The sequence below is a fragment of the Aquimarina spongiae genome (genome assembly GCF_900141785.1).
GTDB classification, from domain to species: Bacteria; Bacteroidota; Bacteroidia; order Flavobacteriales; family Flavobacteriaceae; genus Aquimarina; species Aquimarina spongiae.
Genome location: NZ_FQYP01000004.1, coordinates 295,420 through 320,708 on the forward strand (window position 1 = coordinate 295,420; position 25,289 = coordinate 320,708).

Annotated in this window: 23 protein-coding genes; 4 read left to right on the forward strand and 19 right to left on the reverse strand. The window is 37.5% G+C overall.

Features of this window, described 5'->3' with window-relative positions; genetic code table 11:
• Positions 1-32: 32 nt before the first annotated feature.
• Positions 33-4,646, reverse strand: a complete 4,614-nt coding sequence (locus tag BUE24_RS10925) for a T9SS type A sorting domain-containing protein (RefSeq protein ID WP_084549489.1) — start codon at positions 4,644-4,646, stop codon at positions 33-35.
• 289 nt (positions 4,647-4,935) lie between these two features.
• Here BUE24_RS10925 and BUE24_RS10930 point away from each other — a divergent pair, with 289 nt between their 5' ends.
• Positions 4,936-5,118, forward strand: a complete 183-nt coding sequence (locus tag BUE24_RS10930) for a hypothetical protein (RefSeq protein ID WP_073316053.1) — start codon at positions 4,936-4,938, stop codon at positions 5,116-5,118.
• Between the two features lie 9 nt (positions 5,119-5,127).
• On the opposite strand, the gene BUE24_RS10935 is transcribed toward BUE24_RS10930, so the two are convergent.
• Complete coding sequence (locus BUE24_RS10935) at positions 5,128-6,099, reverse strand: endonuclease/exonuclease/phosphatase family protein (RefSeq protein WP_073316054.1); 972 nt, start codon at positions 6,097-6,099, stop codon at positions 5,128-5,130.
• A 121-nt stretch (positions 6,100-6,220) separates the two neighbouring features.
• On the opposite strand from BUE24_RS10935, the gene hflX reads away from it, so the two are divergent.
• Positions 6,221-7,429: a GTPase HflX gene (gene hflX, locus BUE24_RS10940; RefSeq protein WP_073316055.1), complete on the forward strand. Its 1,209-nt coding sequence runs from the start codon at positions 6,221-6,223 to the stop codon at positions 7,427-7,429.
• Here the strand turns inward: hflX and BUE24_RS10945 are convergent, their stop codons facing one another.
• On the reverse strand, positions 7,430-8,461 hold the full coding sequence (locus tag BUE24_RS10945; protein ID WP_084549490.1) for a DUF3078 domain-containing protein: 1,032 nt from the start codon (positions 8,459-8,461) through the stop codon (positions 7,430-7,432).
• A gap of 128 nt (positions 8,462-8,589) precedes the next feature.
• Here BUE24_RS10945 and BUE24_RS10950 point away from each other — a divergent pair, with 128 nt between their 5' ends.
• Positions 8,590-9,027, forward strand: a complete 438-nt coding sequence (locus tag BUE24_RS10950) for a GNAT family N-acetyltransferase (protein WP_073316056.1) — start codon at positions 8,590-8,592, stop codon at positions 9,025-9,027.
• A 79-nt stretch (positions 9,028-9,106) separates the two neighbouring features.
• Here the strand turns inward: BUE24_RS10950 and BUE24_RS10955 are convergent, their stop codons facing one another.
• From BUE24_RS10955 to BUE24_RS10995, 9 genes are all read right to left on the reverse strand, one after another.
• Entirely contained in the window at positions 9,107-10,051 is a 945-nt protein-coding gene (locus tag BUE24_RS10955; RefSeq protein WP_073316209.1) for a DUF3078 domain-containing protein, read from the reverse strand.
• A 181-nt stretch (positions 10,052-10,232) separates the two neighbouring features.
• Positions 10,233-10,742 (reverse strand): DUF2480 family protein, encoded by a 510-nt coding sequence (locus tag BUE24_RS10960; protein WP_073316057.1) that lies wholly within the window; start codon positions 10,740-10,742, stop codon positions 10,233-10,235.
• The gene (locus tag BUE24_RS10965; protein WP_073316058.1) at positions 10,742-11,179 is read right to left on the reverse strand and encodes a PaaI family thioesterase; all 438 of its coding nucleotides are present in this window, start codon (positions 11,177-11,179) and stop codon (positions 10,742-10,744) included. The genes BUE24_RS10960 and BUE24_RS10965 overlap by 1 nt, the downstream gene beginning before the upstream one ends.
• Positions 11,180-11,213: 34 nt before the next feature.
• The gene (locus BUE24_RS10970; protein WP_073316059.1) at positions 11,214-11,540 is read right to left on the reverse strand and encodes an SUF system Fe-S cluster assembly protein; all 327 of its coding nucleotides are present in this window, start codon (positions 11,538-11,540) and stop codon (positions 11,214-11,216) included.
• A 45-nt stretch (positions 11,541-11,585) separates the two neighbouring features.
• On the reverse strand, positions 11,586-12,008 hold the full coding sequence (locus BUE24_RS10975) for a SufE family protein (protein WP_073316060.1): 423 nt from the start codon (positions 12,006-12,008) through the stop codon (positions 11,586-11,588).
• Between the two features lie 40 nt (positions 12,009-12,048).
• Positions 12,049-12,759 (reverse strand): DUF4377 domain-containing protein, encoded by a 711-nt coding sequence (locus BUE24_RS10980; RefSeq protein WP_073316061.1) that lies wholly within the window; start codon positions 12,757-12,759, stop codon positions 12,049-12,051.
• Positions 12,760-12,763: 4 nt separating this feature from the next.
• Positions 12,764-13,771, reverse strand: a complete 1,008-nt coding sequence (locus tag BUE24_RS10985; protein WP_073316062.1) for a zinc metalloprotease — start codon at positions 13,769-13,771, stop codon at positions 12,764-12,766.
• A gap of 210 nt (positions 13,772-13,981) precedes the next feature.
• Positions 13,982-15,127 (reverse strand): poly(ethylene terephthalate) hydrolase family protein, encoded by a 1,146-nt coding sequence (locus BUE24_RS10990; RefSeq protein ID WP_073316063.1) that lies wholly within the window; start codon positions 15,125-15,127, stop codon positions 13,982-13,984.
• Positions 15,128-15,419: 292 nt separating this feature from the next.
• Positions 15,420-16,634, reverse strand: coding sequence for an aminotransferase class V-fold PLP-dependent enzyme (locus BUE24_RS10995; RefSeq protein ID WP_073316210.1), 1,215 nt, complete (start codon positions 16,632-16,634; stop codon positions 15,420-15,422).
• Positions 16,635-16,712: 78 nt separating this feature from the next.
• Here BUE24_RS10995 and BUE24_RS11000 point away from each other — a divergent pair, with 78 nt between their 5' ends.
• Positions 16,713-18,065: a serine hydrolase domain-containing protein gene (locus tag BUE24_RS11000; protein ID WP_139241975.1), complete on the forward strand. Its 1,353-nt coding sequence runs from the start codon at positions 16,713-16,715 to the stop codon at positions 18,063-18,065.
• A 55-nt stretch (positions 18,066-18,120) separates the two neighbouring features.
• On the opposite strand, the gene sufD is transcribed toward BUE24_RS11000, so the two are convergent.
• The 7 genes from sufD to BUE24_RS11035 all read right to left on the reverse strand — a co-directional run bounded on the left by sufD (position 18,121) and on the right by BUE24_RS11035 (position 25,226).
• Positions 18,121-19,434: a Fe-S cluster assembly protein SufD gene (gene sufD, locus BUE24_RS11005; protein ID WP_073316064.1), complete on the reverse strand. Its 1,314-nt coding sequence runs from the start codon at positions 19,432-19,434 to the stop codon at positions 18,121-18,123.
• 4 nt (positions 19,435-19,438) lie between these two features.
• A complete protein-coding gene (gene sufC / locus BUE24_RS11010) occupies positions 19,439-20,191 on the reverse strand; it encodes a Fe-S cluster assembly ATPase SufC (RefSeq protein WP_073316065.1) in 753 nt (250 codons plus the stop codon).
• Positions 20,192-20,244: 53 nt separating this feature from the next.
• On the reverse strand, positions 20,245-20,634 hold the full coding sequence (locus tag BUE24_RS11015; protein WP_073316066.1) for a hypothetical protein: 390 nt from the start codon (positions 20,632-20,634) through the stop codon (positions 20,245-20,247).
• 25 nt (positions 20,635-20,659) lie between these two features.
• Positions 20,660-22,105 carry a Fe-S cluster assembly protein SufB gene (sufB, locus tag BUE24_RS11020; protein WP_073316067.1) on the reverse strand — a complete coding sequence of 482 codons (1,446 nt, stop codon included), beginning with the start codon at positions 22,103-22,105 and terminating at the stop codon, positions 20,660-20,662.
• A 44-nt stretch (positions 22,106-22,149) separates the two neighbouring features.
• On the reverse strand, positions 22,150-22,479 hold the full coding sequence (locus BUE24_RS11025) for a HesB/IscA family protein (protein WP_073316068.1): 330 nt from the start codon (positions 22,477-22,479) through the stop codon (positions 22,150-22,152).
• A gap of 157 nt (positions 22,480-22,636) precedes the next feature.
• Positions 22,637-23,968 carry a hypothetical protein gene (locus BUE24_RS11030; protein WP_073316212.1) on the reverse strand — a complete coding sequence of 444 codons (1,332 nt, stop codon included), beginning with the start codon at positions 23,966-23,968 and terminating at the stop codon, positions 22,637-22,639.
• Between the two features lie 7 nt (positions 23,969-23,975).
• Positions 23,976-25,226: a choice-of-anchor B family protein gene (locus BUE24_RS11035; protein WP_073316069.1), complete on the reverse strand. Its 1,251-nt coding sequence runs from the start codon at positions 25,224-25,226 to the stop codon at positions 23,976-23,978.
• Positions 25,227-25,289: the final 63 nt, after the last annotated feature.

A 25,289-nucleotide genomic window follows, 5' to 3' on the forward strand; every position in this document is an offset into this window, starting at 1 on the left:
CGGCTCTTTCGTGTTTAACAGTTAGTATATTACTATTGCTTAATTATCTTTTGTGTGTTGCTAAAGCTGCCTTTTACATCAGCTACCTTAACCACATAAAACCCTTTTGGGTAACGATCCATATCTAGAGATAATTTAGATTCTCCGGCATTAAGTCGAATCGTTTGAAGGTATACGGTTTTTCCAGTTACATCAGTAATAGAAATGTTCACATCACTTTCTAAGAAAGTATTGAAACTAACTGACAATTGGTCAACAACCGGATTTGGTGTTAACGCAACTTGCAAGTCTTCAGCTTCAAAATCTTCATTCATCAATTCACTTTCTAAAGCTGTTGGATTTTCAGCTAAAGCTACGTTTTGTTTATTTACCAAACGCTCTCCGTTTTCTAAGCATACGATAGCGTCAAGATCATATCCATCCGCAAACCAAGGGAATAAGTACTTATCACTAATATCAACAACCTTGATGTATTTTGCAGAAGCTAAATTACCTGCTGCCAAATCAAATTCTCCATCCTGGCAGGTAGTTCCCAAAGAAACGAACTCTACTCCATCTTGAGAAGCAAATACCTCTGCAGATTCTGGGAAATAACGACAAGGTATATTATCAAAGAAACCGGTAGATTCAAAAACAGCAAATTCGTTGGTATCTGCATTGTCAAAGATTTCATTGTTAAGTTCGATAGTGATTGATCCACCAAAACCTAAACTTACAAAGTTAAGATACCTTCTTTCTCTAGGGTATCCTAGAGCACGTTTGGGCTGGCTTCGTAATCTTGGAATTCTTCTTCCATCTCTTCTTCTTCCTTGTTCGAAAGCTATAACAGATCCCCCTACACATTCGTTATCCACAAATTCTGGCTCTAATAAGAACCTTGCAGAAACCGGGAAGTGATCAGAGGTAGTGAAGGCATAGTCGTTATCGTAAACTTCATAATGCACAGTTACGGAGTTTTCGATGTAAGCATCGTCAAGCTCATTGGTAATGGCAATATGATCGATCATATTTTCTCTAAATACGAAAGAACGCAATCCAGCTTCACTTAAAGCCGAAGAAACAATGGTGTAATTTTCGGTATCATCAACATATTCCTGGAAACTTGATACCGTAGAAGGAATATCAGCAACGGTTTCATCTACATCATCATTATAATCTCCTAAAAGAATTACTTTATTGTTCGCAAAGTTCACATCGAGAGAATCTTTCAGTACTTCTACATCATAACGACGCATATCGTATCTCCCTTGGGCATCATTACCACTGTTGGCTCTTGCATGCAGTGCAATAAGATCTATGCGCTCTGTAACTCCGTTAATGGTAACATCAGCTGTCATTAAGAACGGTAATCTACCACTAGCAAAGAAACGAGAAGTATCATTGGGATAATCCGCTATAGCAGAATCGTCACCACCATTGTATAATGGATGAATAGAGGTGAACATCGCTCTAGTGTTTACTACGGATACCGTTTCGGTATTATAGATAAATCCAACCTTCTGGAAAGGAGGAGATCCACCAGGGTTAGATGTAGCATCTGAAAGGATATAATCATATCCTGGCAATTGTGCTACCAATTCTGCAAAAAGAGCATCGTCTGCAATTTCTTCTACCGCAAAAACATCTGCATTTAATCGTCTCAATACAGTAGCCGTACTATCTCTTTGGATGGCATCAGACATTGGATTTTGTCCTACAGGTGAGTTGTTTTCGTCTCCAAACCACTCGATATTCCATGCAACCACATCAAAGGTATCCTCTTTTGGGAACCCAACAGTATCACCAGGTGGAATAAATTCTAATGCACATGGGATATCTGTTTCTTGTCTTGGTAGCAGTTGGAAAAATTCTCTAAAACGACCCACTACACCAGTAATCTCTGGACAAGTTACAGGTTGTACTTTACCTACGATAGATTCTACGTCATTTTCTATTCTAAGCTCTCCAGAACCGCTAGCATCTGTAAGAGTAAAGTTAGAATTACCGAATAAAAGATCACCAGGGTTAGGGAAGGTAGTGTTTACCACTTTTACCAATTCTCCAGGATGATTACCAAGTTCAGCCAAGGTAATCTCTTGAGCAACGATTGGATTTTGCGGAGCTCCATTGTTGATCACTTCAACTACTCCACTAATTTGTACCTGATCATTGAATGCTGCTCTAAGCCCTGTTAAGGTAATAGAGTCTCCTACTTTTAAAGCAATGTTTGCATGCACCAATTCGTCAAAAACAGCAATACCACCAGTAGCATCTTGCACAAATGCAGGTCCATTAAAACTGTCGGTAACCGTTAATACTCCGCTAATAGTTACAGGAGTTCCTTCTGCAGTAGCTCTGGCTTCTGCGATAGAAATTGGTTCTCCTGGAGTTACTACAACTCCATCATTATCTGTACCCGGTGTTGGAGCTTTGGCAACATAACCTTCAGTATTTCTTGCACCACCTTGTCCGTTGGGTGTTCTTTGTAAAGACTCTGCGTCTTTGTTTCCATTAACATCTTCGTTAAGCTGAGGTTGACCAGCATTTAATAAAACTAATAATTCTGCATCATCAGCATCGTTGGTGTCATACACAACGGCATCGATGATGTTTTCTGTGACCACAGCAGTTCCATTTGGGAAACTAGTAGCATCTCCAAAATAAAGTACTACAGCGTCAGCCCCATTTTGAAAAGAGTTTCCAGGTACTACTAAGTTTACGTTTGCCACATCTGCATTACCAATTACAAAATAGCCTTCGGCATTTGTAGAAAATCCATCCAAATCAAAAGCATTATAACTGGTGTTATTGCTTCCGTTATAGTTTACCAAAACAAAACCATCTAGCGGTGTGTTTCCTGCACCTCCATCATATAATTCTACAAACTCTAAAGCATCAGAACCTTGAGTATCTGCATCGATTTCATTGATGATCAGGTTAACAACTTCGGTAGCGTTGGTATTGGCACTTCCAGGTGTAGGTATAGCTTGTGTATAGGTTGCTGTATTTCTTAATCCTCCAGATCCATTTGGAAAACGTTGTAATGAGTGGAAATCCTTATCTCCATTACCATCTTCATTAATTTGTGGCTCACCAGCATTCAAAAGAACTAAAAGTTCGGCGTCATCCCCATCATTGGTATCATATACAATAGCATCGATCAAGTTGTCTGTGGTCACTGCAGTTCCGTTTGGAAAACTAGCCGCATCGGTTTTATAAAGTGCCACTGCATCTGCTCCATTTTGTAAACCATTCCCAGGAAAAGTAACAGAAACGTTTGCTACATCAGGATTACCGATTACAAAATATCCATTAGCATTGGTGGTCAATCCTGCTAGATCGTAAGTTGCATAGCTTTGATTGTTTGATCCATTGTAGAACACTAGAATATGACCATCTAATGAAGTGTTTCCTAGACCACCATCGTATAATTCTACAAATTCTAATACATCAGAACCTTCGGTATCTGCATCAATTTCATTAATTACGATTACTGGATCGTTTCCTCCACCATCTTCGATCACTACATTTTCTCGGTTAGGGGTATTTACTGCCTCTCCCGGATCCGCCGCTACGGTTGGGAAACTAGGCAATCCACTTCCGTCAAAGTCATTTCTAGTCCAATCGATTGCCGCATCGGTATCCTGACCATTAGGGAATCTTGAAGCTCCACCTACGGTAAATGAAATTCCATCAAATGATTGTAGTAAGGTTACAGAAGCATAATTAAGGTCAGAAGCACCACCATCATTTACTCCAATGTCATCGGTGATTTCTTCCCAAGGAGTAATATCAAAAGTACCATCATCATTAGTATCCAAATCTTGCCCCAGAGTACCGGTAAAGTTTTTTACCAAAAGAATGGCAAGTGTTCCGTTTTCAAAAACATTGCTTCCAAAAGGAGTAGTAAAGTATCCATTGATATCCGTAGTTCCTAATTGGATGACTTCGTCTACGGTTCCCAGACCATTGCTATCACCTTCGATTTCAAGAATCCAATATTCACTTAGATCTGTTTCTATACCTGCTAGGATTTCTACAAACTCGTCGGTATCAGAACTAGTGTGATTCAATACAAACTCATTGATTACCGGAATGATAACAGGCGTTCCAAAAGTTTGATTGGTATTTATAGTTCCATAAGTATTCGCTGTAGTCGCTTCCCAAACAAAATCGGAAGCCATAGTTCCTGAACCTGAAAGTTGTAAAGAAGCTCCGACTTGCGTACTACTAGATTCTGAAACTCCTATATCAGTACTTGTCTGTCCAGAAGCAGGACCATCAGTCGCCGTAAGAGCACCTTCGTAGCTCAAGAATTGAATCACGATATTCGCGTTGTCTACCAAGGCGATTCCATCTGGCGCTCCATTTTGAAGCCCATTGGCAGGTAGTATTTCTACAACGGTTCCAAAACCATTTTGTTGATCAGCTATTGTTCCCGAAAGTGCAATAGTGTTGTAAGCAGTTCCGTTGGATCCATTGTATAAAACCAAAGACCAGCCGGTAAGGTCTGTTCCTGCAGCACCTGCAATTTCGATAGCCTCGTCTACATCGGTGCTGGCATTATCATAGTGTATTTCATTAATAAATACGGATTGTGCAATTCCATGGCGTGTCCCCAAAATAAATGACATAACCAATGGAATTAAAAGTAATTTTAATTTCATGACAATTAACTGTTTGTGTGATTTTTTGCGTAGCGCAAGGTATAGCATTAGAACCATTCCATCACCCTAGTTAGGTTAAAAAAACATTAACAAATTATGGTTTTCGCCTATAAACCCAGTATTCATCAAGGGTTTGATAATTGACCTGTTGATAACTATTTATTGATACGCAACGGTTTAGGGTAAAACACCCCGTATAAAATGGGATATAGTACTCTTTTGTGTTGATTTTCAATAGGTTAAATTTACAATTTAGTAAAGGGGAATTAATAGATAAAGAAAATGTAAGATGAAAGCAGTAAAGGGAATTGTAATGGGTATAGGAATAATGATTGGCACTGGGTTTTTTACCTCCTGCGAACAACCAGACGGGGTTAATGAATTTATCAACACTAATGAAGAAACCAGTAAAACAGAAAACACAACTTCTATAGTTTTACAAAAGGAACAAGACACTCTTGCTTTAAAATAAGGGGAAGAATTAGTTTATTTTTAGTTGGATGTACACAGGAAAATGATCGCTATATCCTCCCAGGTATTTTCTTCCGATATAGGTTCTAAAGGGATTTCCTTTATAGCGCCCTTTGTAGATTTTTAGAAAATCCTTATCAAAGATAGCGGCATTAGAAAAACTGTGTTTCCCTTTTTCATATCTATGGAAATTATGACTGAAAATGATTTGGTCGAACAAGTTCCATTGACTGCGATAGTTCAAACTACCTTGATAACGGGTTAGTAAACGTTCCATAGGATTAAACAAATCCTCTTGTACCAAATGTTCTTTTATACTTTCACTATAAGGGTCGTCGTTGAAATCCCCCATGATGATGATTTTTGCTTCAGGATCTTCTGCCGTTATTTCTGAGATTATTTCTCGATTTTTATCGGCGGCAGCAACACGCTTATATGAGGTAAGTGCTGCTCCATCCCTTCTCGAGGGCCAATGATTGACCAAGATGTGAATTTTTTCATTATTCAAAAGTCCAGTGACTTTGAGAATATCTCGAGTATAATCCCTTTCGCCGTTTTGATTATTCACCATAAGAGGAATAGCTTCAGAATCCAGAACTTCAAAATAGTCTTTTAGATATAGAAAGGCGACATCGATTCCTCGCTCATCTGGAGAGTTGTAATGTACAATGCCATAGTTTTTATTCTTGAGGTGTTTGGTTTGTATCAAATCTTCAAGAACCTTTTTGTTTTCAACTTCTGCGACACCTACCAAAACAGGTGGTCTTCGGGTTTTTGAAAACCCAATATTAGAAATTACATTTCCTAGCTTAAAGATTTTCTTTTCGTATCGTTTGCGGTTCCAGCCTTTTTCAGAATCTGGTAAAAAATCCTCATCCAATGTATTGGGGTCGTCTGTTACATCAAAGAGATTTTCTAAGTTATAAAAAGCAACAGTATAGTGATTCGTTTCTTTTTTTTGAAAGTAGTTTTTTCTACTCATAGCGCTTATTTTTTAACAAACTGATCAAGACTTAGGACTCCACGTATATAAAAGTCGTATTTTTGTAGCCTTATCAAAAGCACAATATAGTAAATTAAGAGAAAGAGATCATTTTTAGTAAATGTTAGAACGTAAGGAAATTGCATACGAGAAAACGGTTTTAATAGGAATTGTTACCAAAAATCAGGATGAGGACAAGCTCAATGAGTTTTTAGACGAACTGGAGTTTCTTACCTATACTGCCGGAGGAGAAGTGGTAAAAAGATTTACCCAGAAAATGGATATTCCTAATTCTAAAACCTTTATCGGGACAGGAAAGATGGATGAGGTAAAAGCCTACGTAGAAGAAAATGAAATTGGGACTGTAGTTTTTGATGACGAATTAACCCCAGCGCAATTACGTAATATCGAGCGTATCCTAAAAGCAAAGATCATAGATAGAACCAATCTGATCTTGGATATTTTTGCGCAACGTGCTCAAACCAGTTATGCTCGTACCCAAGTAGAACTAGCTCAATATCAATATTTACTACCGAGACTTACCGGTTTATGGACGCACTTAGAGCGACAACGAGGAGGTATTGGTATGCGTGGTCCGGGTGAAACCGAGATTGAAACAGACCGTCGTATCGTAAGAGATCGTATTTCTTTGTTAAAAAAGAAACTACAAACCATAGACAAGCAAATGGCTACCCAAAGAGGGAATCGAGGGAAACTAGTACGTGTTGCTTTGGTAGGATATACCAATGTAGGAAAGTCTACCCTGATGAATGTAGTTGCCAAAAGCGAGGTGTTTGCAGAAAATAAATTGTTTGCTACGCTGGACACTACAGTACGAAAAGTAGTGATTGGTAACCTTCCATTTTTGTTGAGTGATACGGTTGGATTTATAAGAAAATTACCTACCCAGTTAGTAGAGAGTTTTAAAAGCACCTTGGATGAGGTACGTGAGGCAGACCTTTTGTTACATGTTGTAGACATTTCTCACCCACAGTTTGAAGATCATATAGAATCGGTAAATAAGATTCTCGGAGAAATTGATTGTACAGAAAAACCCACTATCATGGTGTTTAACAAGATCGACGCATATGAGTATGAAACGATTGCTAGCTACGATCTTACTACCGAGAGAACTAAGGCTCATTACACCTTGGATGAGTGGAAACAAACCTGGATGAATAAAATAGGGGATAATGCGCTATTTATTTCTGCGATTCATAAAGGAAATATCGATGAGTTCAGAAAACGAGTATATAAAGAAGTAAGAGATATTCATGTTACCCGATTCCCGTATAATAATTTTTTGTATCCTGAGATCGTAGAGGAGTAATTAAAACTCATAATTCAACCCTAACCCAATAACTTCTCTGATCTGAAAAGCACTGGTGGCGTTATCATCATAGATGGCCTGAAAAGCAAAACTACCGGTGATATATTTATTCACTACTAGGTTTAGATTGAGCGTATAATCAATATCAATATTAGCAGGATCTTCGATATAGTTCGAGTAGAGGTTCAACAAGTTTTCCATGGTTACATTTTTGAATAACTTAAATTTGGCGTAGGCTGCCAAAGATCCCCCAAATTCGAACCTGGAACTCTCTCCAGCATCCACACCAAAATAATCCCCATCTACATAATCTGGACCACTGGTAAACTGATCATCTACAAAAATCATACGAACGGTAACCGGAGCGATGTTGAGGTTAAGATCGTCACTTTTTTTCCACAGCAAACCAGGACCGATCTGTATAAAAGCAGGGGAGAAAAAGTGAGTCTCTTCAGTACGGATAGTCTCATCGGTATCTGGGTCTTTGCTAAATCGATATCCTTTGGCAAACTGTGATCTAAAATTCACAAAGAGTGAGTAATTCCAAAACCCTTCGCCAATACGCTGACCGATACGGGAATTGAACTCTATTCGGTCATTGGTTTTGCGTGCAAAGTTCTCTCCTCTTAAAAAAGTGAGCCCGTAATCTGCCAAAATCTTGTTATCCCAGGTAAAACTCTTTTTCTTGTAATTAAATTCATAGTTCAGCACCGTATTTCCGGCAACATTAGAGGTTCCCCCACCTTGCCAATCAAAATTAAATGCCGATTGGTTAAACAGTAAAGAGAATTTTGCTTTGGTTTTCCAGCCTACCTGTTCTGGGGGTTTGGTTTTTTTTGGTTTGATCTCCTTTAGTTTTTGTTCTAAAACTATAATATTGAGTGTGTTAGGAGTATTTTTAAGTAAGCTGTCTAAGGACCTTTTTAGTTCTACCTGAATAGAATCCAGATATACTTTTTTTTCTCCCTCCTCTTGAGCTGCAGATTCTATGGTGTAAAAGACAAGAAAAAAAACTACCAAAAATCGGTTCATATATTCCTTTGTTGCAGGGTAGAAAGGCAAATATACAGGATGCCGTTGGCTTTTTCAAACCTTTATCCTATGGTAATCAATAAAATATAAAGGGAATTCGATTATATTCGTTGATATAAATGAAAAGCATGTCCAGTAAATCAGATATAAAATTGATAAAAGCCAAAATCGAAGACAAGGATTTTTTGTTTGATTTACGGAAACAAACGATGGTCGAACATTTAGAAAAGTCAGGACTGTTTTTGTCTGATGAAGAACATAGAAAGCGAGTTGATAAAAGCTTCGAAAACTCTTTTTTGATTTTGTACCAAGAGCATCGGGCAGGGTTATTGAAATATGAAGAAAACGAAGCTCTGTTAGAAGTTCTTCAAGTACAAATACTACCTAAGTATCAAAATAAAGGAATAGGAAAGCAAGTATTGCAATACTTGTTTGAAAAAGAAAAGATCATACAGTTGAAAGTGCTAAAAGATAATCCTGCAAAAAACCTCTATGCAAGATTAGGTTTTATAACCGTGGGAGAGGATGAGCACGAGTATCATATGGAAAGAGCATGTAGAAAATAGTCTTCAAATTTTACCATCAAAAAACCCGATTTGATCAAATCAAACCGGGTGATATTGTAAAGGAATCTGTTAGGAGCTATTAGAAAGAATAGCTTAAACCAAGATTCCAGAAAGATTGTAAATCGTTATCTGTTGTCTCAAGAGTTGGTAAAACAGCAGGAGGAGGAACAGCCGCAGCAGCTTGTGCCAAAGCAAAATTAAATGCCTCTTGTTTGTTGCTTCTTAAACCAAAATCAAATCCTACTCCAATAGCTTTCCATAAAGTGTATGAGAATGAGTTGGTCCACGTCCAGTTAGAATAATCAGCATCTTCATAACTTAAGAAAGCGGATAAATTGGTTTTGAAATTGATAGCCCCAATTTTACGGGTGTAGTCTGCAACCACTTTGGCACCCAAAGAAGATTCGTATTGTGTAGCACCATCACTGAATACAAAATTGTAGTTAAGGGGGTGTACTACCACAACTAAATCTTTGATTGGCGTCCAGGTAGCACCCACACCAAGATCCAAATATCCAGGATTATTAAAGTTATTAAGAAGTGTGGTTCTGTATTCTCCCAATGTAGATACAGCAAGAGTTTCGGTTAACTTGTACCCAAACAAAGAAGTTACTGTAAACACATCTACTGCTTCTCTAAATTCATCGCTATCCGTAGGGTCGTCTTCGTTATCCAGTTTTACCCAAGAGAGATTGATATTAGCACTGTTTCTCCAGAAATATTTTTCTTGAATAAGGTTCGCATATGGGTTGATGGTAATACCGATATTTCCTGAAGAGTTATTAGGAATTCCTTGAGCAAACCAATTGTTGAATTGCGAAATGCTTCCACCAATGGTACCAAAAGCTCCTATTCTCCATCCTGGCATAGCATCCAATTGCGCCTGAATTGCATTTACTCTTCCCTGAATCGCGGCAATAGAGTCTTTTTTCTTAGCTTGTTCTGCTTTTAGTTCCTCTGCCGTCTGCGCAGATAATGAACTAATTCCGAAAAATACGGCAGTAACTAAAATTAACTTTTTAATCATTGTAAATAGGTTTAAGTTTTGATTTTTCATGATAATTGTGGTTAATATCTAATGCAAGATAAACCAAAAACTAATTTAATCTGAGGGCAAAGATATTTTATGAAACGTTTTTTGTTTCGGATGTGTGAAGTCTAGAAGCGGTTTTTCGACAAAAAACCGAATTAACCGATAAAGTGAGTTACTTGCGTTTGTATAGAGGTACAGAAGAGCAAGCTTCGCCGTACATTACACTCTTTGCAACCGGCTGTAGTTTTTGTATTAGTGCAATATAGGCGCCTTCGGGAACAGGTTTATTAGCGCAGCCTTTGATGATGAGAAATTTATCCTGATACGAGCTAAGATCAAGTTCAGCGATAATATCATTATAAAGAATGGTTTCCAGAGTTTCCAGAGAACCTACAGCCACTTTTTTTGCATAAGGAACGAGGGAGCTGGTTAATAAAAGATACGCCCAACCAGGGATAATGGCATCTGTAGAGCAGGTTAGCGCAATATATTGGTCTTTGTGCTGGCTCCAATCGTAATCGGCTACTTGTTTTCTGAAATCTTGCTCTCTAAGCAGTAAACCTTCAAACAACCAGTCTTTGATATCAAAAAGTATTCGTTTCCCTTCTGGATAAAAATCCTCAAGATCTACTGTAACCAGTTTTTGGTTATTCGCAACTCTATTTACAATTTCTTCAGCCATTATTGATATCCTATTTTTTCAGACAGTTCTATTTTACTTTTTGCAAAATTACCGGTGCCAAATGCTATTTCTTTTCCGTCTTCATTATACAAAACAGATTCTGCTACAAACAGATTTCTGGATTTAAATTTCACTTTCCCCACAGCTTTCAAGGTTCCTTTGCTTGTAGGTCGAGTGATATTGATATTAAACGATGTGGTAAGCACAAAAGCATCTTCTACTATCGAATTTACAGCAAAAAAGGCAGCATCATCCAGTAATTTAAAATACACCGAGCCGTGTATGGCTCCCAAAGCATGAAAATACTTGTTGTCTATATCTAGTCCTATTTCAGCAATCCCATCGCCAATCTTTGCTGTAGTGGTATCAAATATCTTGGTGTTGACATTTGACTCCAAATACATCCTTTCTAATTTGCGATAGTGTTCTTTGTTCATGGATTGCGATTAAGAATTTGAATGGGTGCTATTATTATAGCATTCCCAACTCGAGCTTTGCTTCTTCACTCATTAAATCCTGTGACCAAGGCGGATCAAAAGTAAGTTCCATTTCTACATCGTTCACCGCATCCAAAGACTTTACTTTTTCTTGTACTTCCTGTGGTAAGGACTCTGCAACAGGGCAATTAGGAGAAGTAAGTGTCATAAGAATTTTTACATCATAATCCTCATTAACGAATACATCATAAATCAATCCCAGTTCATAGATGTCTACAGGAATTTCAGGATCGTAAATTGTTTTAAGGACTCTTACAATCTTTTCTCCCAGTTCATTTGTATTTATAACCGTTTCACTCATAGCTTTCTTTTAAGTCGATTTTGAAAGGATATACCTAACAAAAAATTAATTCAATTGGGTTTGGTAGGCGATAGCATACATTTTTAGTTGCTTGATCATACTTACCAGTCCATTGGCTCGTGTAGGAGACAAATGTTCTTTTAACCCAATCTCGTCGATAAAGTCTGTATCCGCATCTATAATATCTTTGGGATGTTGTCCAGAAAATGCACGCACAAGAATTGCAATAATCCCTTTGGTAATAATAGCATCACTATCCGCCGTGAAGTTTATTTTATCATCTTCCATTTCGGCATGAACCCATACCTTACTTTGGCACCCTTTTATGATATTATCTTCGGTTTTATACTTTTCATTAATTAATGGAAGTGATTTTCCCAATTCGATCATATACTCATAACGCTGCATCCAATCATCAAACATACTAAACTCATCAACAATTTCTTCCTGAATTTCTTTTATCGTCATTATACGCAAATTTTCAACAAAAGTACAACAAGATTCGTTGCTATTCAATACTTTCTGCTAATGATAAGATAGTATTAACTAATGGTTTGATCTCTTCTGGAGGATTACCATGATCAAAACTCTTTGAAGTATACGTTTGTGAAGTAGTTATAATTTTTAGAGTAGCATGCAAAGCAGCATCAGTTGTTCTTTTGTCTGTTGGTGATACAAGCTTATCCAAAGCCTTTAGGTCTATAGTTTTAATGGTAGTGCTTAAGGTTTTCCAATCATTACTTGAACACGCTTTTGAATCCAATTGCGTTGTTCTTCTATCTTTCGTTCTTTGTATAAATTCTTTATCAATAATTACTTTGAAATAAGCGCCCCGTGTACTGGCTTCGTAAATGATTTTAGACAGGTTTTCCTGAGAAGCGTTAGTTGAAGAGATAGTGTGTTGACCCAAAGGTTGGTTTTTTTCTTTTGAAAGCACCTTAACCAAAGTGTATTGCAAAGAAGAGCCATCAGCCGGAGGTTTTTCGATTTTGGAAACTATCACTTCAAGCATATAATTATAGCCTTGTTCATAATCAAATCCTTTTATGTGATCATAAAAATAGGTCCACTCGTCGTTTACATTTTCTTTAATCAAAAGGCATTGTTGAGGTGCTACTCCTTCACAATCTACGAGGTGATTGGCAACGTACAGAGTTTGAGTGTCTTTGCAGGACATGATTAGAAATGTGAAACCAAAGGATATAATTAATCTTCTCATTTTCTTATGGGTTTTGAACAAAGCTGGCTCTTGGTCCGTCGTTGGCAAAAACTGCTCTCATTCTATCTTTTTGACCTTTTGTAAACATGTGCATACAGGCATCGTCAACATAATCCATATAATTCATGGTCATGTCATTCGAATTACATCGAATGGTAGGATATGTGGGACATCCAAAATTTGGGTTGTCAGATAGGGGTGTGTCCTCAACCATATCATCCTGACTACAATCACCATCACCCCAAATATGGCGTAAATTTAACCAATGTCCAACTTCATGAGTGGTAGTGCGCCCTTTGTTGAAAGGATCGGTCACAAATCCGGTGGTGCCAAAGAACTGAGGAGAAACAACAATACCATCGGTTGTTAAGTTATCTCCAGGAAACTGAGCATATCCCAAAATACCTCCACCAATAGTACATACCCAGATGTTTAATTTTTTCTCTGGAGAAACAACATCTGATCCACCATTAGCGGTAAATTTCACTTGATCGTTTATACCCCATTCTTCTCGGGTAGAAGATACCCGAATAATGCTGTCTAGTTTAAAATGAATATTAATATCAGCTGCAAAATCCGAAAACTCCTCCGGGATTTGGTTAATATCAGTATTAGATTTTGAAAAGTCCTGATTTAACACGGTGATCTGAGAAAGAATTTGATCATTACAGATATTCTCTTCTGGTTTGTTATATACCACATGCACGACTACGGGTATGGTTATCGTATCCAGTGTTTTGAACAAGCCACTTTTCCGAAGTTCGATAAAAGCCTGACACTGTTTTTCTATAGTGTCCATTCTGGAAGTTAAATCGGGATTGGTAGTAATATGATTCCGTAGTACTTGCATAGTGCCACACCTTGTATTCATTTGGGTACTGGCAAGGGAAGAAGAAATTTTTGTGTTTTCTGCATCCATACATTGTGGATCAGTATCCTCTTTTTTTTCTCGGGGGCATCCTAGAAACAATAGTATTGCTGCAAAGAAGCCGAACATCATTAGCTTTTTCATGGTTAAGAGTATTGTGATTATGTAACGAAAAAATCAGTGTTTTGTTTTCGGTGTTAACAGAAACAAAACAATATTTAACAATCTGAATTACAATTTGTTAATACGAAGTCGGTTCTTATATAATTTACTAAATTATGAAGTGAAATCCAATAAAAAAGAGGGAGACAAACTCCCTCATTCTTACGTACGAAAAATATATTTTCGATGAAATTACCTTTGAATAACGACCTTCTTGGTAATGCTCATTTCACCTACATATATTTTTGCCAAATAGTGACCAGGATGTAAATGAGATACATTGACTTGATTAGTGCTTGAAGAATGTACAAGTCTCCCAGTCTGATTAAAAAACTCAACTCTACTCAACTTTTTGTTGTTTAATATTTTGATATTTAGAAGTTTATTGGTTGGGTTTGGAAATGTTTGTAGTTCCACCATTTCCGGCTCATAAATCACCTGTGGATTATCGCAAGTATCCTCTGAAGTGACATCTGAAGAAGTTGCTAAGTCCAGCAGAAATGATTGTTGCGCACCAGAATCCCCTTTTAATTTATAGGCTAACCACGAATTCAAAAACTGAAAAGTGATTGCTTGTTGCTGATCCCTTGTAATTTGGATATTTCCTGAAGAACTGTTTTCTCCAAAATCACAGAAAAAATTACTGTTAGCGTAGTAGCAGTGGGCTCCTCCTGTAATATTTATCAAATACTTGCAGTCAGACCCAAGGTTGTTGTAGATCGGAATATGATGCTCCTCGGGTGGAGTCACCCCATCTTCGGTCCCCGAAAAAACAATGGCATCTTCTGAAACATTGGATGCAGGGGTTAAGGTGTCAAATCGAAGTAAAGCTGGCGCAAAAGTGACCAATGTTTCTACCTCTACCAAAGAAGCCGCGACTGTAGCAGCTCCACCACCCATAGAATGACCAATAAGTGCTGTTTTGTCGGCTACGATGCCGGATAGAACAGAGCTCGAATTGTTGTTTTCTGCCTGGATCGCTCCTACGATGAAAGCTAAATCCTTGGAGTACGCATCGTGATTGGCAAAAAAAGATCCTTCGGTATTTACGAAAACTACTATATACCCTTTGGGAACAAGGGTGTCGTAAAAGTTTTGATAAGCGTCGGATCCCATTACAAAACCATGACCAAGGACAACCACAGGAAAGGGTCCTTGGGTCCGATTGGTTTTGTTTTCTCGTGTGATTTTAGGATAATAAATACGTGTGTTTACCCTTCGATTTCTTCTACTTGCATCTCTGAAAGTTTTAGAGCTTGAACTTACGTCGTAGTCTTGGGCAACGCCACTACAGACCACAAAAAGCATTGATAAAATACTTAGCAGTACTTTTTTCATAATATATTTATTTTTGGTTAATGTTGTTGGTTAAAGGTATTTTTAAAATTAGATTTTTGCAAGTTTAATCTAATTTTTTTTAACATTTAATCTAGATATTTAGTCATTATTGACTTATTTGTAAGGCACTGAAATATAGTTTGTTATTTCGTAATTTTAACAGTATTACTGGGATGGACGCAGATTTTTATCCTTAGTTTTATGCAAAAAACAAAGAATAAAATACCAGTAAAAAATAATTTATAAAAAGTGGAATTTTCCCCGAAAAATATCTAAGAATTAAGAATAATTTTTAAGAAAGCATGGTTTTAGCTTTTTGAACAGCTGCTACCAAAGCATCAATTTCTTCTTTGGTGTTATAAAACGAAAAAGAAGCTCTTACGGTACCAGGAATTTTATAGAAATCCATGATAGGTTGTGCGCAATGATGACCGGTTCGCACGGCGATACCTAACTTATCTACAATAGTACCTATGTCGTAAGGGTGGATGTTTTCGATATTAAAGGAAATAACTGAGGTTTTATTTTTGGAAGTACCATAAATCTTAAGCCCTTCGACTTCCAGAAGCTTTTGAGTACCATATTCCAGTAGATCATTTTCGTAGGCGGCTATATTATCAAAACCGATACTATTCATATAATCAAGCGCTACTCCAAATGCAATACCCCCACAGATATTAGGTGTACCTGCTTCGAATTTGTGAGGCAAGCCGGCATAAGTGGTCTTTTCAAAAGTAACCTGATCGATCATTTCACCACCGCCTTGATAAGGAGGTAATTTCTCCAACCACTCTTCTTTTCCGTATAGCATACCCACTCCTGTAGGTCCACAAAGCTTATGCGCCGAGGCAACATAGAAATCTACATCCAATTCTTGTACATCAGGTTTGATGTGCGGGCAGGATTGAGCTCCATCAATAAGTACGGCAGCACCTACTTTATGAGCTTTTTCTATAATTTCCTCTATCGGATTAATGGTTCCCAAAGCATTCGAAATATGATTAGTAAAAACGAGCTTGGTTCGTTCGGTAAGTAATTCATCATATACACTCATCACCAACTCTCCCTCTTCGTTCATTGGGATAACCTTTAGAATAGCACCTGTACGTTCGCATAACATTTGCCAGGGTACAATATTAGAATGGTGTTCTAAGGCCGAAACAATAATCTCATCCCCTTTGGTTAACAGATTGGTAAATCCCGTAGCAATAATATTGATACTATGTGTAGTACCAGAGGTCAAGATGATTTCGTAAGAATGCTTAGCATTAAAATGTTGTTGTACTTTTTTACGTGCTATTTCGTACGCATCCGTAGCCTCTTGAGACAACGTATGTACTCCACGATGGATATTGGCATTGTACGAGCTATAATAATCTACTATAGCATCAATAACAACTTGAGGAGTCTGCGAGGTAGCAGCATTATCAAAATATACAAGAGGTTTCCCGTTTACAGTTCTTTTCAAAATAGGAAAATCTTCTCTTACTTTTTGTACATCAAACATTGCAATTTCTTTCTGCAAAAATAAGAAGTATTTCTAATAAGGATTGTTTATTTTTAGAATGGTTTAATGTTTTTTCTTATGAGGCGATTAATAAAGCGTATAGGGCTTGTCTTACTGTTTTTAATTATTGTGATTTGTATTGCCGGAGTGGTTAATTACCCTAAGCTTACGATCCTAACGGGGTATTCTGCAAAGCATATGAATTCTTCTGTTTTTATTGGAGAAAGATCGGTAGAGTTTACCGATACCGAAGACAATAATTTTGCGCCGGTACATCTTGCTGATGACGAGGTAAATTTTGAACAAAAAATGTCTATCGCATCGGTATTTGGTCTACAAGAAAGAAAGGCAGTGTATCGAAAAGGAGTAGGTAGTGTCCTGATCAATGATGATTTTGATGAAAATGCCCCTGTTGTGGCTCCCAACAGGAGCAAAGCGAATACGGGCTTGTCTTACCCTTATGGCGATTTACCACAGAAAGATACTGTTTTTGCTAATCTCGATTACCCAAAAATAAAGGAAGCTGTGCACTCGATATTTGATAGTAATGGTGAATATGTGAAAAAAACAAGAGCTGTTTTGGTGATCTATAAAGATCAGATTGTTGCAGAAAAATACATAGATGGTTTGGATCAAACCTCTAAATTACCCGGTTGGTCGATGACCAAAAGTATTTTAGCCACAGCCTATGGTGTATTGCAAAAACAAGGAGAGATATCTATCCATGATAAAGCACCTGTTGAGGAATGGCAGAATGATGAAAGAAAAGAAATTACCATCGATGATTTGTTGCAAATGAATTGTGGGTTAGAATGGGAAGAAGATTATGGTTCTATTTCTGATGCAACAAAGATGTTATATCTGGATACCGATATGACCAAAGCGCAAATTGATAAGGACGCTATTGCAAAACCTGGCGAATATTGGTACTACTCTTCGGGAGTATCCAACCTGTTATCTGGAATTTTACGCAAAAAAATGAACAGCTATCAGGAGTATTTGGATTTTCCGTATCGGGAGTTTATCGACAAAATTGGAATGAACTCTATGCTTATTGAAACCGATATTGCTGGCAATTATGTTGGATCCTCTTATGCCTGGGCTACTGCCAGAGACTGGGGGAAGTTTGGGCTGCTATATTTACATAAAGGAAACTGGAACGGAACGCAGATTTTTAATCCAGAGTGGGTGGATTATGTAACGACCCCAACACCAACTTCTGAAGGAGACTACGGAGCTCATTTTTGGCTAAATGCAGGAGGTTTTTATCCTGATGCACCCAAAGATATGTTTTCGGCAAATGGGTACCAGGGACAGCGTGTATTTGTAATTCCATCCAAGGAGTTGGTAATTGTGCGATTTGGACTGATTGGTGATGCAGGGGTAGATTTTAATACGTTCTTACAGGAAATTACCGAAGCTGTACAATAAAAAAACCAGGCCGTCAAGAACCTGGTTTTCGTATCGTGTTTTAAATACGTTCTATCTATAGATCAAAACCAATGTCTACACCAAGTTTATTGGCGATTAATTTGTTGATTCTGGTTTTGAGTTGAGGTATTTTTACGCTTTCTAATACATTGTTGGCAAAAGCATACATCAATAATGCTTTGGCTTCTTTCTCTCCAATTCCTCTAGCTCTCATGTAGAATAATGCATTTTCATCCAACTGACCAATAGTACAACCGTGAGAACATTTTACATCATCAGCAAAAATTTCAAGCTGAGGTTTTGAGTTGATGGTAGCTTTATCACTTAATAAGATGTTATTGTTAGACTGGAAAGCATTGGTTTTTTGAGCAATTTTATCAACGATAATCTTACCGTTAAATACTCCAGTAGCTTTTTCGTCAAAAATACCTTTGTAGTCCTGATGACTCTCGCAATTAGGTTCTGTATGATGCACCAATGTATTGTGATCTACATGCTGCTTGCCTTCTATAATTGTTACTCCATTAAGAATAGAGTCGATCCCTTCACCTTTCTGATAAAAATTGAGGTTATTTCTGGTTAAATTTCCTCCAAAAGCAAAAGTATGCACCGAAGCTACACTTTGAGCCTGCTGCTCTATAAAAGTATTATCGATTAACGAAGCGTGCTCATTGTCATTTTGTATTTTGTAGTAATCAACAATTCCTCGTTTGTCAACAAATATTTCGGTTACCGAATTAGTTAATACCGGATTATCAGTCAAACTTTGATGACGCTCAATGATTTGTACATGAGAATTTTCTTCTACAACGATCAAATTACGAGGTTGTAACATTTGAGCAGATTCTTTACCTGTAGAGAGGTGAACAATCTGTATTGGCTTATCTGCAAGTTTGTTTTTCGGAATGTAGATATACGCTCCTTCTTTAGAAAATGCAGTATTTAAAGAAGTAAGCCCATCCTGACGTGCTATTTTATTAAAATAGTTATCAATTACCGGCTTATACTTATCATGTGACAATGCAGAAGACATCAAACAAACGTCTATTTTATCGTGAGTAGTCTCTGATAAGTGAGACGAATATTTACCATCGATAAAAACGATCTTGTAGGTATCTAGATCGTAAAGAAAATATTTCTTTATGTCTTTAAATTCTAAAGCATTTTCTTCCTTAGGAAAAATACTGTAGTCATGTTTCAAAACAGCATTCAAGGAAGTGTATTTCCAAGCCTCTTCTTTCTTTGTAGGAAACCCTTTTTCTTCAAAAACCTTTATGGCTTGGCTTCGGATATCATGAATTGGCGCATCGACATTCACAGTGTTTTCAAAAGCCAAAAAAGAGGATACTAATTTATCTTTTAATCCCATGGTCTTATGCGTTTATCTCTTCTTTAATCCAATCGTATCCTTTTTCTTCTAATTCTAGAGCAAGTTCTTTTGTTCCTGATTTTACGATTTTCCCATCGTATAATACGTGAACATAATCTGGAACGATATGATCCAACAATCTTTGATAGTGTGTAATCACGACAATGGCATTGTCTTCACTTTTTAGTCTGTTTACACCATTAGCTACAATACGTAAAGCATCGATATCTAATCCAGAATCGGTTTCATCCAGAATGGCTAATTTTGGTTCCATCATTGCCATTTGGAAAATCTCATTTCTCTTTTTCTCACCTCCAGAAAACCCTTCATTCAAAGATCTAGATAAGAATTTACGATCGATTTCTAACAATTCAGATTTCTCTCTGATTTTTTTGAGCATGTCTTTTGCCGGCATCTCTTCAAGACCTTGTGCCTTGCGAGTTTCATTGATCGCCGTTTTCATAAAGTTAGTTACGGTAACTCCTGGAATCTCCACGGGATACTGAAAAGACATAAACACTCCTTTGTGAGCACGCTCTTCTGGAGCTAGCTCTTCGATATCTTCACCTTCCAAAAGAATTTCTCCTTTGGTAACCTCATAATCTTCCTTACCGGCAACGATATTGGCAAGTGTACTTTTTCCGGCACCATTAGGTCCCATTACTGCATGAATTTCTCCGGCGTTAACTTTTAAGTTAAGACCTTTTAAAATTTCCTTTCCTTCAACACTAGCGTGTAAATCCTTTATTTCTAACATTGCTTATAATTCTTTAATCTATAAAGAGATGTGTTATTCAGTTTGTTTTCTATTTAATTTCCTTCAGAGGTATTTTGCGTTTCAGAAGCCTTAATTTTTGTTGGCAATTCTGATGTTGGCGCACTAACACCTACAATTTCTTTTATTTCTACAACCTCTCCCCAACCTTGATTGGGATTGGATTTTATAATTCCTTTGATTACCACAGGAACCATGTCATATTCTTCTCTTTGCAAAGGCTTTATTTTTTCTGCAAGTTCTAAAGCTGCTTCGTCGATCACCACACCATAAATAAAATCATTCCCTTTAATTACCGCAGCATCTTCAATTAGAATAAATTCTCCCCTAATCAAAGTAACTTCGCCATTTTGATTTTCGGAGTTGTTTTTTTTACAGGAAGAAATAATGAGCAGTACGGCAATGAGTAAAGTTGATGGTTTCATTGAGGTCGTTTAGATGATTTTACATTTATCCTACAGAACCTTCAAGAGAAATCTCAAGAAGTTTTTGAGCTTCAACAGCAAATTCCATTGGAAGTTTGTTCAATACTTCTTTACTAAATCCATTTACGATAAGGGCTATCGCTTTTTCGGTATCGATACCTCTTTGATTACAGTAAAAAATTTGATCTTCTCCAATCTTGCTAGTTGTAGCTTCATGTTCTATTTGAGCAGTTTTATTTTTTGCTTCTATATAAGGAAACGTATGAGCACCACATTCATTGCCCATAAGTAAAGAATCACATTGTGAAAAATTACGGGCATTCTCAGCTCTACTATTAATTTGGACCAGTCCTCTATAACTGTTTTGAGATTTTCCGGCAGAAATACCTTTTGAAATGATAGTACTTTTGGTATTCTTACCCAAATGAATCATTTTGGTACCTGTATCGGCTTGCTGAAAATTATTAGTCACAGCAATAGAGTAAAACTCGCCTACAGAGTAATCGCCTTTAAGTACACAAGAAGGATATTTCCAGGTAACCGCAGATCCAGTTTCTACCTGAGTCCATGAGATTTTAGCATTAGTCTCGCAAAGTCCTCTTTTGGTAACGAAGTTGAATACTCCTCCTTTACCTTCGGCATTACCAGGATACCAGTTTTGTACCGTAGAATATTTGATCTCGGCGTCATCTAAAGCAATAAGTTCTACTACAGCAGCATGCAGTTGATTTTCATCACGCATAGGAGCAGTACAACCCTCTAGGTAACTTACATAACTACCTTCGTCAGCAATAACCAGAGTTCTTTCAAACTGTCCGGTTCCTGCTTGATTTATTCGGAAATAGGTAGACAACTCCATTGGACATCGAACTCCCTTCGGAATGTAACAAAAAGAACCATCACTAAACACTGCAGAGTTTAATGCAGCGTAAAAATTATCTTTTTGAGGTACTACACTACCGATATATTTCTTTACTAATTCTGGATGTTCTTGAATCGCTTCAGAAATAGAACAGAATATAATTCCCTTTTCGGCAAGGGTTTCTTTGAAGGTAGTCGCAACAGAAACAGAGTCCATCACGATATCCACCGCAACTCCTGCTAATTTCTTTTGCTCTTCTAGAGAAATCCCTAGTTTTTCAAAAGTTTCCAATAACTCTGGGTCTACTTCATCAATACTATTGTATTTTGGTTTTTTATTAGGTGCAGAGTAATAAGAGATATTCTGAAAATCAGGTTTCTCGTAGTTTACGTTTGCCCATTCTGGTTCTTCCATCTGTTCCCAGATTCTGAAAGCTTCCAGTCGCCATTCTGTCATCCATTCTGGCTCTTCTTTTTTCTTCGAAATTGCTCGAACAATATCTTCATTCAAACCAACAGGGAATGTATCAGATTCTATATCTGTATAGAATCCGTACTCGTATTCCTTGGTTTCTAATTCTTTCTTTAAGTCGTCTTCAGTATATGCCATCTTCTTGATCCTAAATTTGATTCAGGACTTTTTTCATGTCCAAATTAAAGAGAAAAACTCTCTCCACAGCCACAAGTTCTTGTTGCATTGGGGTTATTAAATACAAAGCCAGTTCCGTTTAAACCACCAGAATATTCCAAAGTGGTCCCTACAAGGTAGAGAAAGCTCTTTTTGTCTACAATGATTTTTACACCATTGTCTTCAAAAACTTTATCTTCATCTTGCTGTGATTTGTCAAACTTCAGATCATAAGACAAACCAGAGCAACCACCACTTTTTACACCTACTCGGACGTAATCAGTAGTGACATTGTACCCATCTTCGCTCATCAATTGGATGACTTTATTTTTTGCTATGTCTGATACCTTAATCATCTTCTTATAAATAGATTAATTCTAAATGAGTTGCAAATATACTACATAAGTGCATTTTATTCATAAAACCTAACATTTATCTAACATATATCTATATTGATAAAATCTATTCATTTGGTTTTATATAGGTTATAAGATGTCTTAGTTCTTATCAACCTTACTTTATTTTGATCACCATCAAGTCCAGAAGCCCTTTGTTTTCGGTCTCATCAAGATTATTGCTGTTTGTTTCTCCAACTGCCAAAAGGTGACCTGTTGAGGTTTCAATAACATCATACGAAAAATCGAAACCAGCGCCACCAAAGTTCTTTTCCCATTGCAGGTTTCCGGAATTGTCTATTTTGATCACCCAAAAATCGTTATCTCCATGGTTAGCACTAAGATCGCCACTACTGCTTTTTGACGCACCCGAGATGACAAACCCACCATCAAAGGTGGTATCAATAGATCTTGCCACATCAAACTGTAATCCTCCAAAGGATTTTTTCCAGATTAAGTTTCCATCATCATCTATTTTGATCACCCAAAAATCAGAATCTCCATGATTATCGGTAACATCACCATCATTACTTATGGTTTGACCTACGACAACATAAGAATTGTCGGCAGCAAGAACAGCTTCGTATGCAATATCAATTCCGCTACCGCCATATGTTTTCTGCCATACCATTTCACCCGATGCATTTATTTTTACGATCCAAAAATCATAACTTCCGTTATGGCTGGTGATATCAAAATCGGTACTCTCTGTAGCTCCAAACATAACAAAACCTCCATCTGTAGACTGAAGCACACTGTAACTTCTATCATTGTTGGTGCCGCCAAAAAAGTTACGCCACTCTAATTCTCCTTGTGCATTTATTTTTTGACCCCAAAACTCTCCTACACCATGTTTGGTCAAGCCTCCTTCTCCTCCAGAAGCCGTAATGTCCAAAAACCCAGCACTAAAATATCCACCATCCTGGGTTTGAATTATAGCATAACTATGATCATGCCCTGCAAAACCATAGCTTTTTTCCCATTCGATATTACCACTGCTATCCAATTTTACAAACCAATTGTCATGAAAACCTTCGTTGTTACTGGCATCACCATCACTACTCATACTGTATCCAGTGATGAGAAAACCATTATCCCGGGTTTGAATGACTTCCTGGCCCTGATCGTCTCCACTTCCTCCAATAGTCTTGTTCCATTGTAGCGTACCTTCGGCATCTAATTTTAATAACCAATAGTCGTTTACGTTCAATGTTTTCTCGGTAATATTTCCATCTGTACTTTTGGTAAATCCAAAAACTGCATATCCTCCATCAGAAGTTTCAATAACAGAACGTGCAGACTCCTCATCGGATCCACCAAAGGTTTTTATCCAATCAATTTCTCCCTGGAAATTAATGACATCAGAATTATCGTTATCATCATCATTCGAGCAACTATACAATAGTATAGCTAAAAGAGCCACCAGGCTAATTTTTATATTTCTTTTCATATGCACATTATTGTTCTTTGACCAAAAAGAATCCATAATTGATATCACTGATCACTATATTTCCACTAGCAAAAAAAGGATAAACGTTCCAGGCTCCACTAAAATTTGCACTGTTTGCCGTTGGGAAGGAATCGAAAAACCCTATTTCTGTTAGGTTTCCGCTGGCAATATCAGTAAGGTCAATTACTCGTAATCCGGCTTGATAGTTTGCCATATAAAATTTATTGTCTTTTACATATCCATTGTGATCAATAGCTCTAGTTGGGCCGGTATAGGTCATGTGGAATGCGGGATTGTCTAAATCCTGAAAATCGAATATAATGGTTCGGGTATTAAACCCGGCATTGGTTTCGTCTAATTCATCCCCAAGAAGAAAATATCGCATATCTTCGGTAAACCAACCTTGATGAGTATATCCTACCTGAGAATAGCTAATCTTAGAAATATTAACGGGGTTGTTTTTGTCCGTGATATCGGCAATTACAATCTCTACCTGATTGCTTCCAATTAATATTTCTCTGCCTTGATAATCAGGGTCAGGCCCATTATACGTTACTACCTGTGCATCATGAGAATAAGGATCCGTACCCACCGAGGTAAATCCACCTTCTCCAACAGGGTTTTTGGGGTCCTGGATATTCACGAAAATAGGACCTCCACCAAAGATCAATGCGGTTCCGGTGGTGTTTCTTGCTCCGACCGGATAGGCATAGCCCGAATCCTCATTAATGACAATATTATGAGCACTACCAAATTCTGTAAATCGGGTATCGGCAGTAAAATTTTGTGGAGGGTTTGTTATACTTCTAAGTCGAGTAAGATCAAAAACCTGCATACCGTGACCTTGCGCTTCACTTACTACAAAGGCATGATTTTGATATACCTTTACATCTCTCCAGTTGCTACTAACCGTTGCCGTTGGTAGTTTTCCTAGATATATTGGATTCTCGGGAGTAGAGATATCTATAAATGCGGTACCATTATCCAATCCAATGATGGCATATTCTTTTCCGTTTTGAGGGTCTGTCCATCCCCAGCTATCGTTTCCTCTTGCTGCTTCCATGACTCCCAGATTAATCGAGGAAACCAAATCAAGACCGTTACAAGGATAAAAACCTGCAGCAGTACCATTAATACATTCGTTGGAAGCATCGGGGTCTGGACCGAGGTCCACAGGAGCACCTGCATCGTCATCTCCACTACAACTCAAAATGAGTAAAAGAAGGAGACAGCCGATGACACCATTTAACTTTTTCATGAGACTATCATTTTACTAAAGATACCAAACTTTTTTCATTTTAATTAAACGGCTGAAAAACAA

Coding starts and splice junctions, on each gene's coding strand:
- BUE24_RS10925 (WP_084549489.1), bottom strand. CDS start 4,646: ATGAAATTAAAATTACTTTTAATTCCATTGGTTATGTCATTTATTTTG.
- BUE24_RS10930 (WP_073316053.1), top strand. CDS start 4,936: ATGAAAGCAGTAAAGGGAATTGTAATGGGTATAGGAATAATGATTGGC.
- BUE24_RS10935 (WP_073316054.1), bottom strand. CDS start 6,099: ATGAGTAGAAAAAACTACTTTCAAAAAAAAGAAACGAATCACTATACT.
- hflX (WP_073316055.1), top strand. CDS start 6,221: ATGTTAGAACGTAAGGAAATTGCATACGAGAAAACGGTTTTAATAGGA.
- BUE24_RS10945 (WP_084549490.1), bottom strand. CDS start 8,461: ATGAACCGATTTTTGGTAGTTTTTTTTCTTGTCTTTTACACCATAGAA.
- BUE24_RS10950 (WP_073316056.1), top strand. CDS start 8,590: ATGTCCAGTAAATCAGATATAAAATTGATAAAAGCCAAAATCGAAGAC.
- BUE24_RS10960 (WP_073316057.1), bottom strand. CDS start 10,742: ATGGCTGAAGAAATTGTAAATAGAGTTGCGAATAACCAAAAACTGGTT.
- BUE24_RS10965 (WP_073316058.1), bottom strand. CDS start 11,179: ATGAACAAAGAACACTATCGCAAATTAGAAAGGATGTATTTGGAGTCA.
- BUE24_RS10970 (WP_073316059.1), bottom strand. CDS start 11,540: ATGAGTGAAACGGTTATAAATACAAATGAACTGGGAGAAAAGATTGTA.
- BUE24_RS10975 (WP_073316060.1), bottom strand. CDS start 12,008: ATGACGATAAAAGAAATTCAGGAAGAAATTGTTGATGAGTTTAGTATG.
- BUE24_RS10980 (WP_073316061.1), bottom strand. CDS start 12,759: ATGAGAAGATTAATTATATCCTTTGGTTTCACATTTCTAATCATGTCC.
- BUE24_RS10985 (WP_073316062.1), bottom strand. CDS start 13,771: ATGAAAAAGCTAATGATGTTCGGCTTCTTTGCAGCAATACTATTGTTT.
- BUE24_RS10990 (WP_073316063.1), bottom strand. CDS start 15,127: ATGAAAAAAGTACTGCTAAGTATTTTATCAATGCTTTTTGTGGTCTGT.
- BUE24_RS10995 (WP_073316210.1), bottom strand. CDS start 16,634: ATGTTTGATGTACAAAAAGTAAGAGAAGATTTTCCTATTTTGAAAAGA.
- BUE24_RS11000 (WP_139241975.1), top strand. CDS start 16,713: ATGAGGCGATTAATAAAGCGTATAGGGCTTGTCTTACTGTTTTTAATT.
- sufD (WP_073316064.1), bottom strand. CDS start 19,434: ATGGGATTAAAAGATAAATTAGTATCCTCTTTTTTGGCTTTTGAAAAC.
- sufC (WP_073316065.1), bottom strand. CDS start 20,191: ATGTTAGAAATAAAGGATTTACACGCTAGTGTTGAAGGAAAGGAAATT.
- BUE24_RS11015 (WP_073316066.1), bottom strand. CDS start 20,634: ATGAAACCATCAACTTTACTCATTGCCGTACTGCTCATTATTTCTTCC.
- sufB (WP_073316067.1), bottom strand. CDS start 22,105: ATGGCATATACTGAAGACGACTTAAAGAAAGAATTAGAAACCAAGGAA.
- BUE24_RS11025 (WP_073316068.1), bottom strand. CDS start 22,479: ATGATTAAGGTATCAGACATAGCAAAAAATAAAGTCATCCAATTGATG.
- BUE24_RS11030 (WP_073316212.1), bottom strand. CDS start 23,968: ATGAAAAGAAATATAAAAATTAGCCTGGTGGCTCTTTTAGCTATACTA.
- BUE24_RS11035 (WP_073316069.1), bottom strand. CDS start 25,226: ATGAAAAAGTTAAATGGTGTCATCGGCTGTCTCCTTCTTTTACTCATT.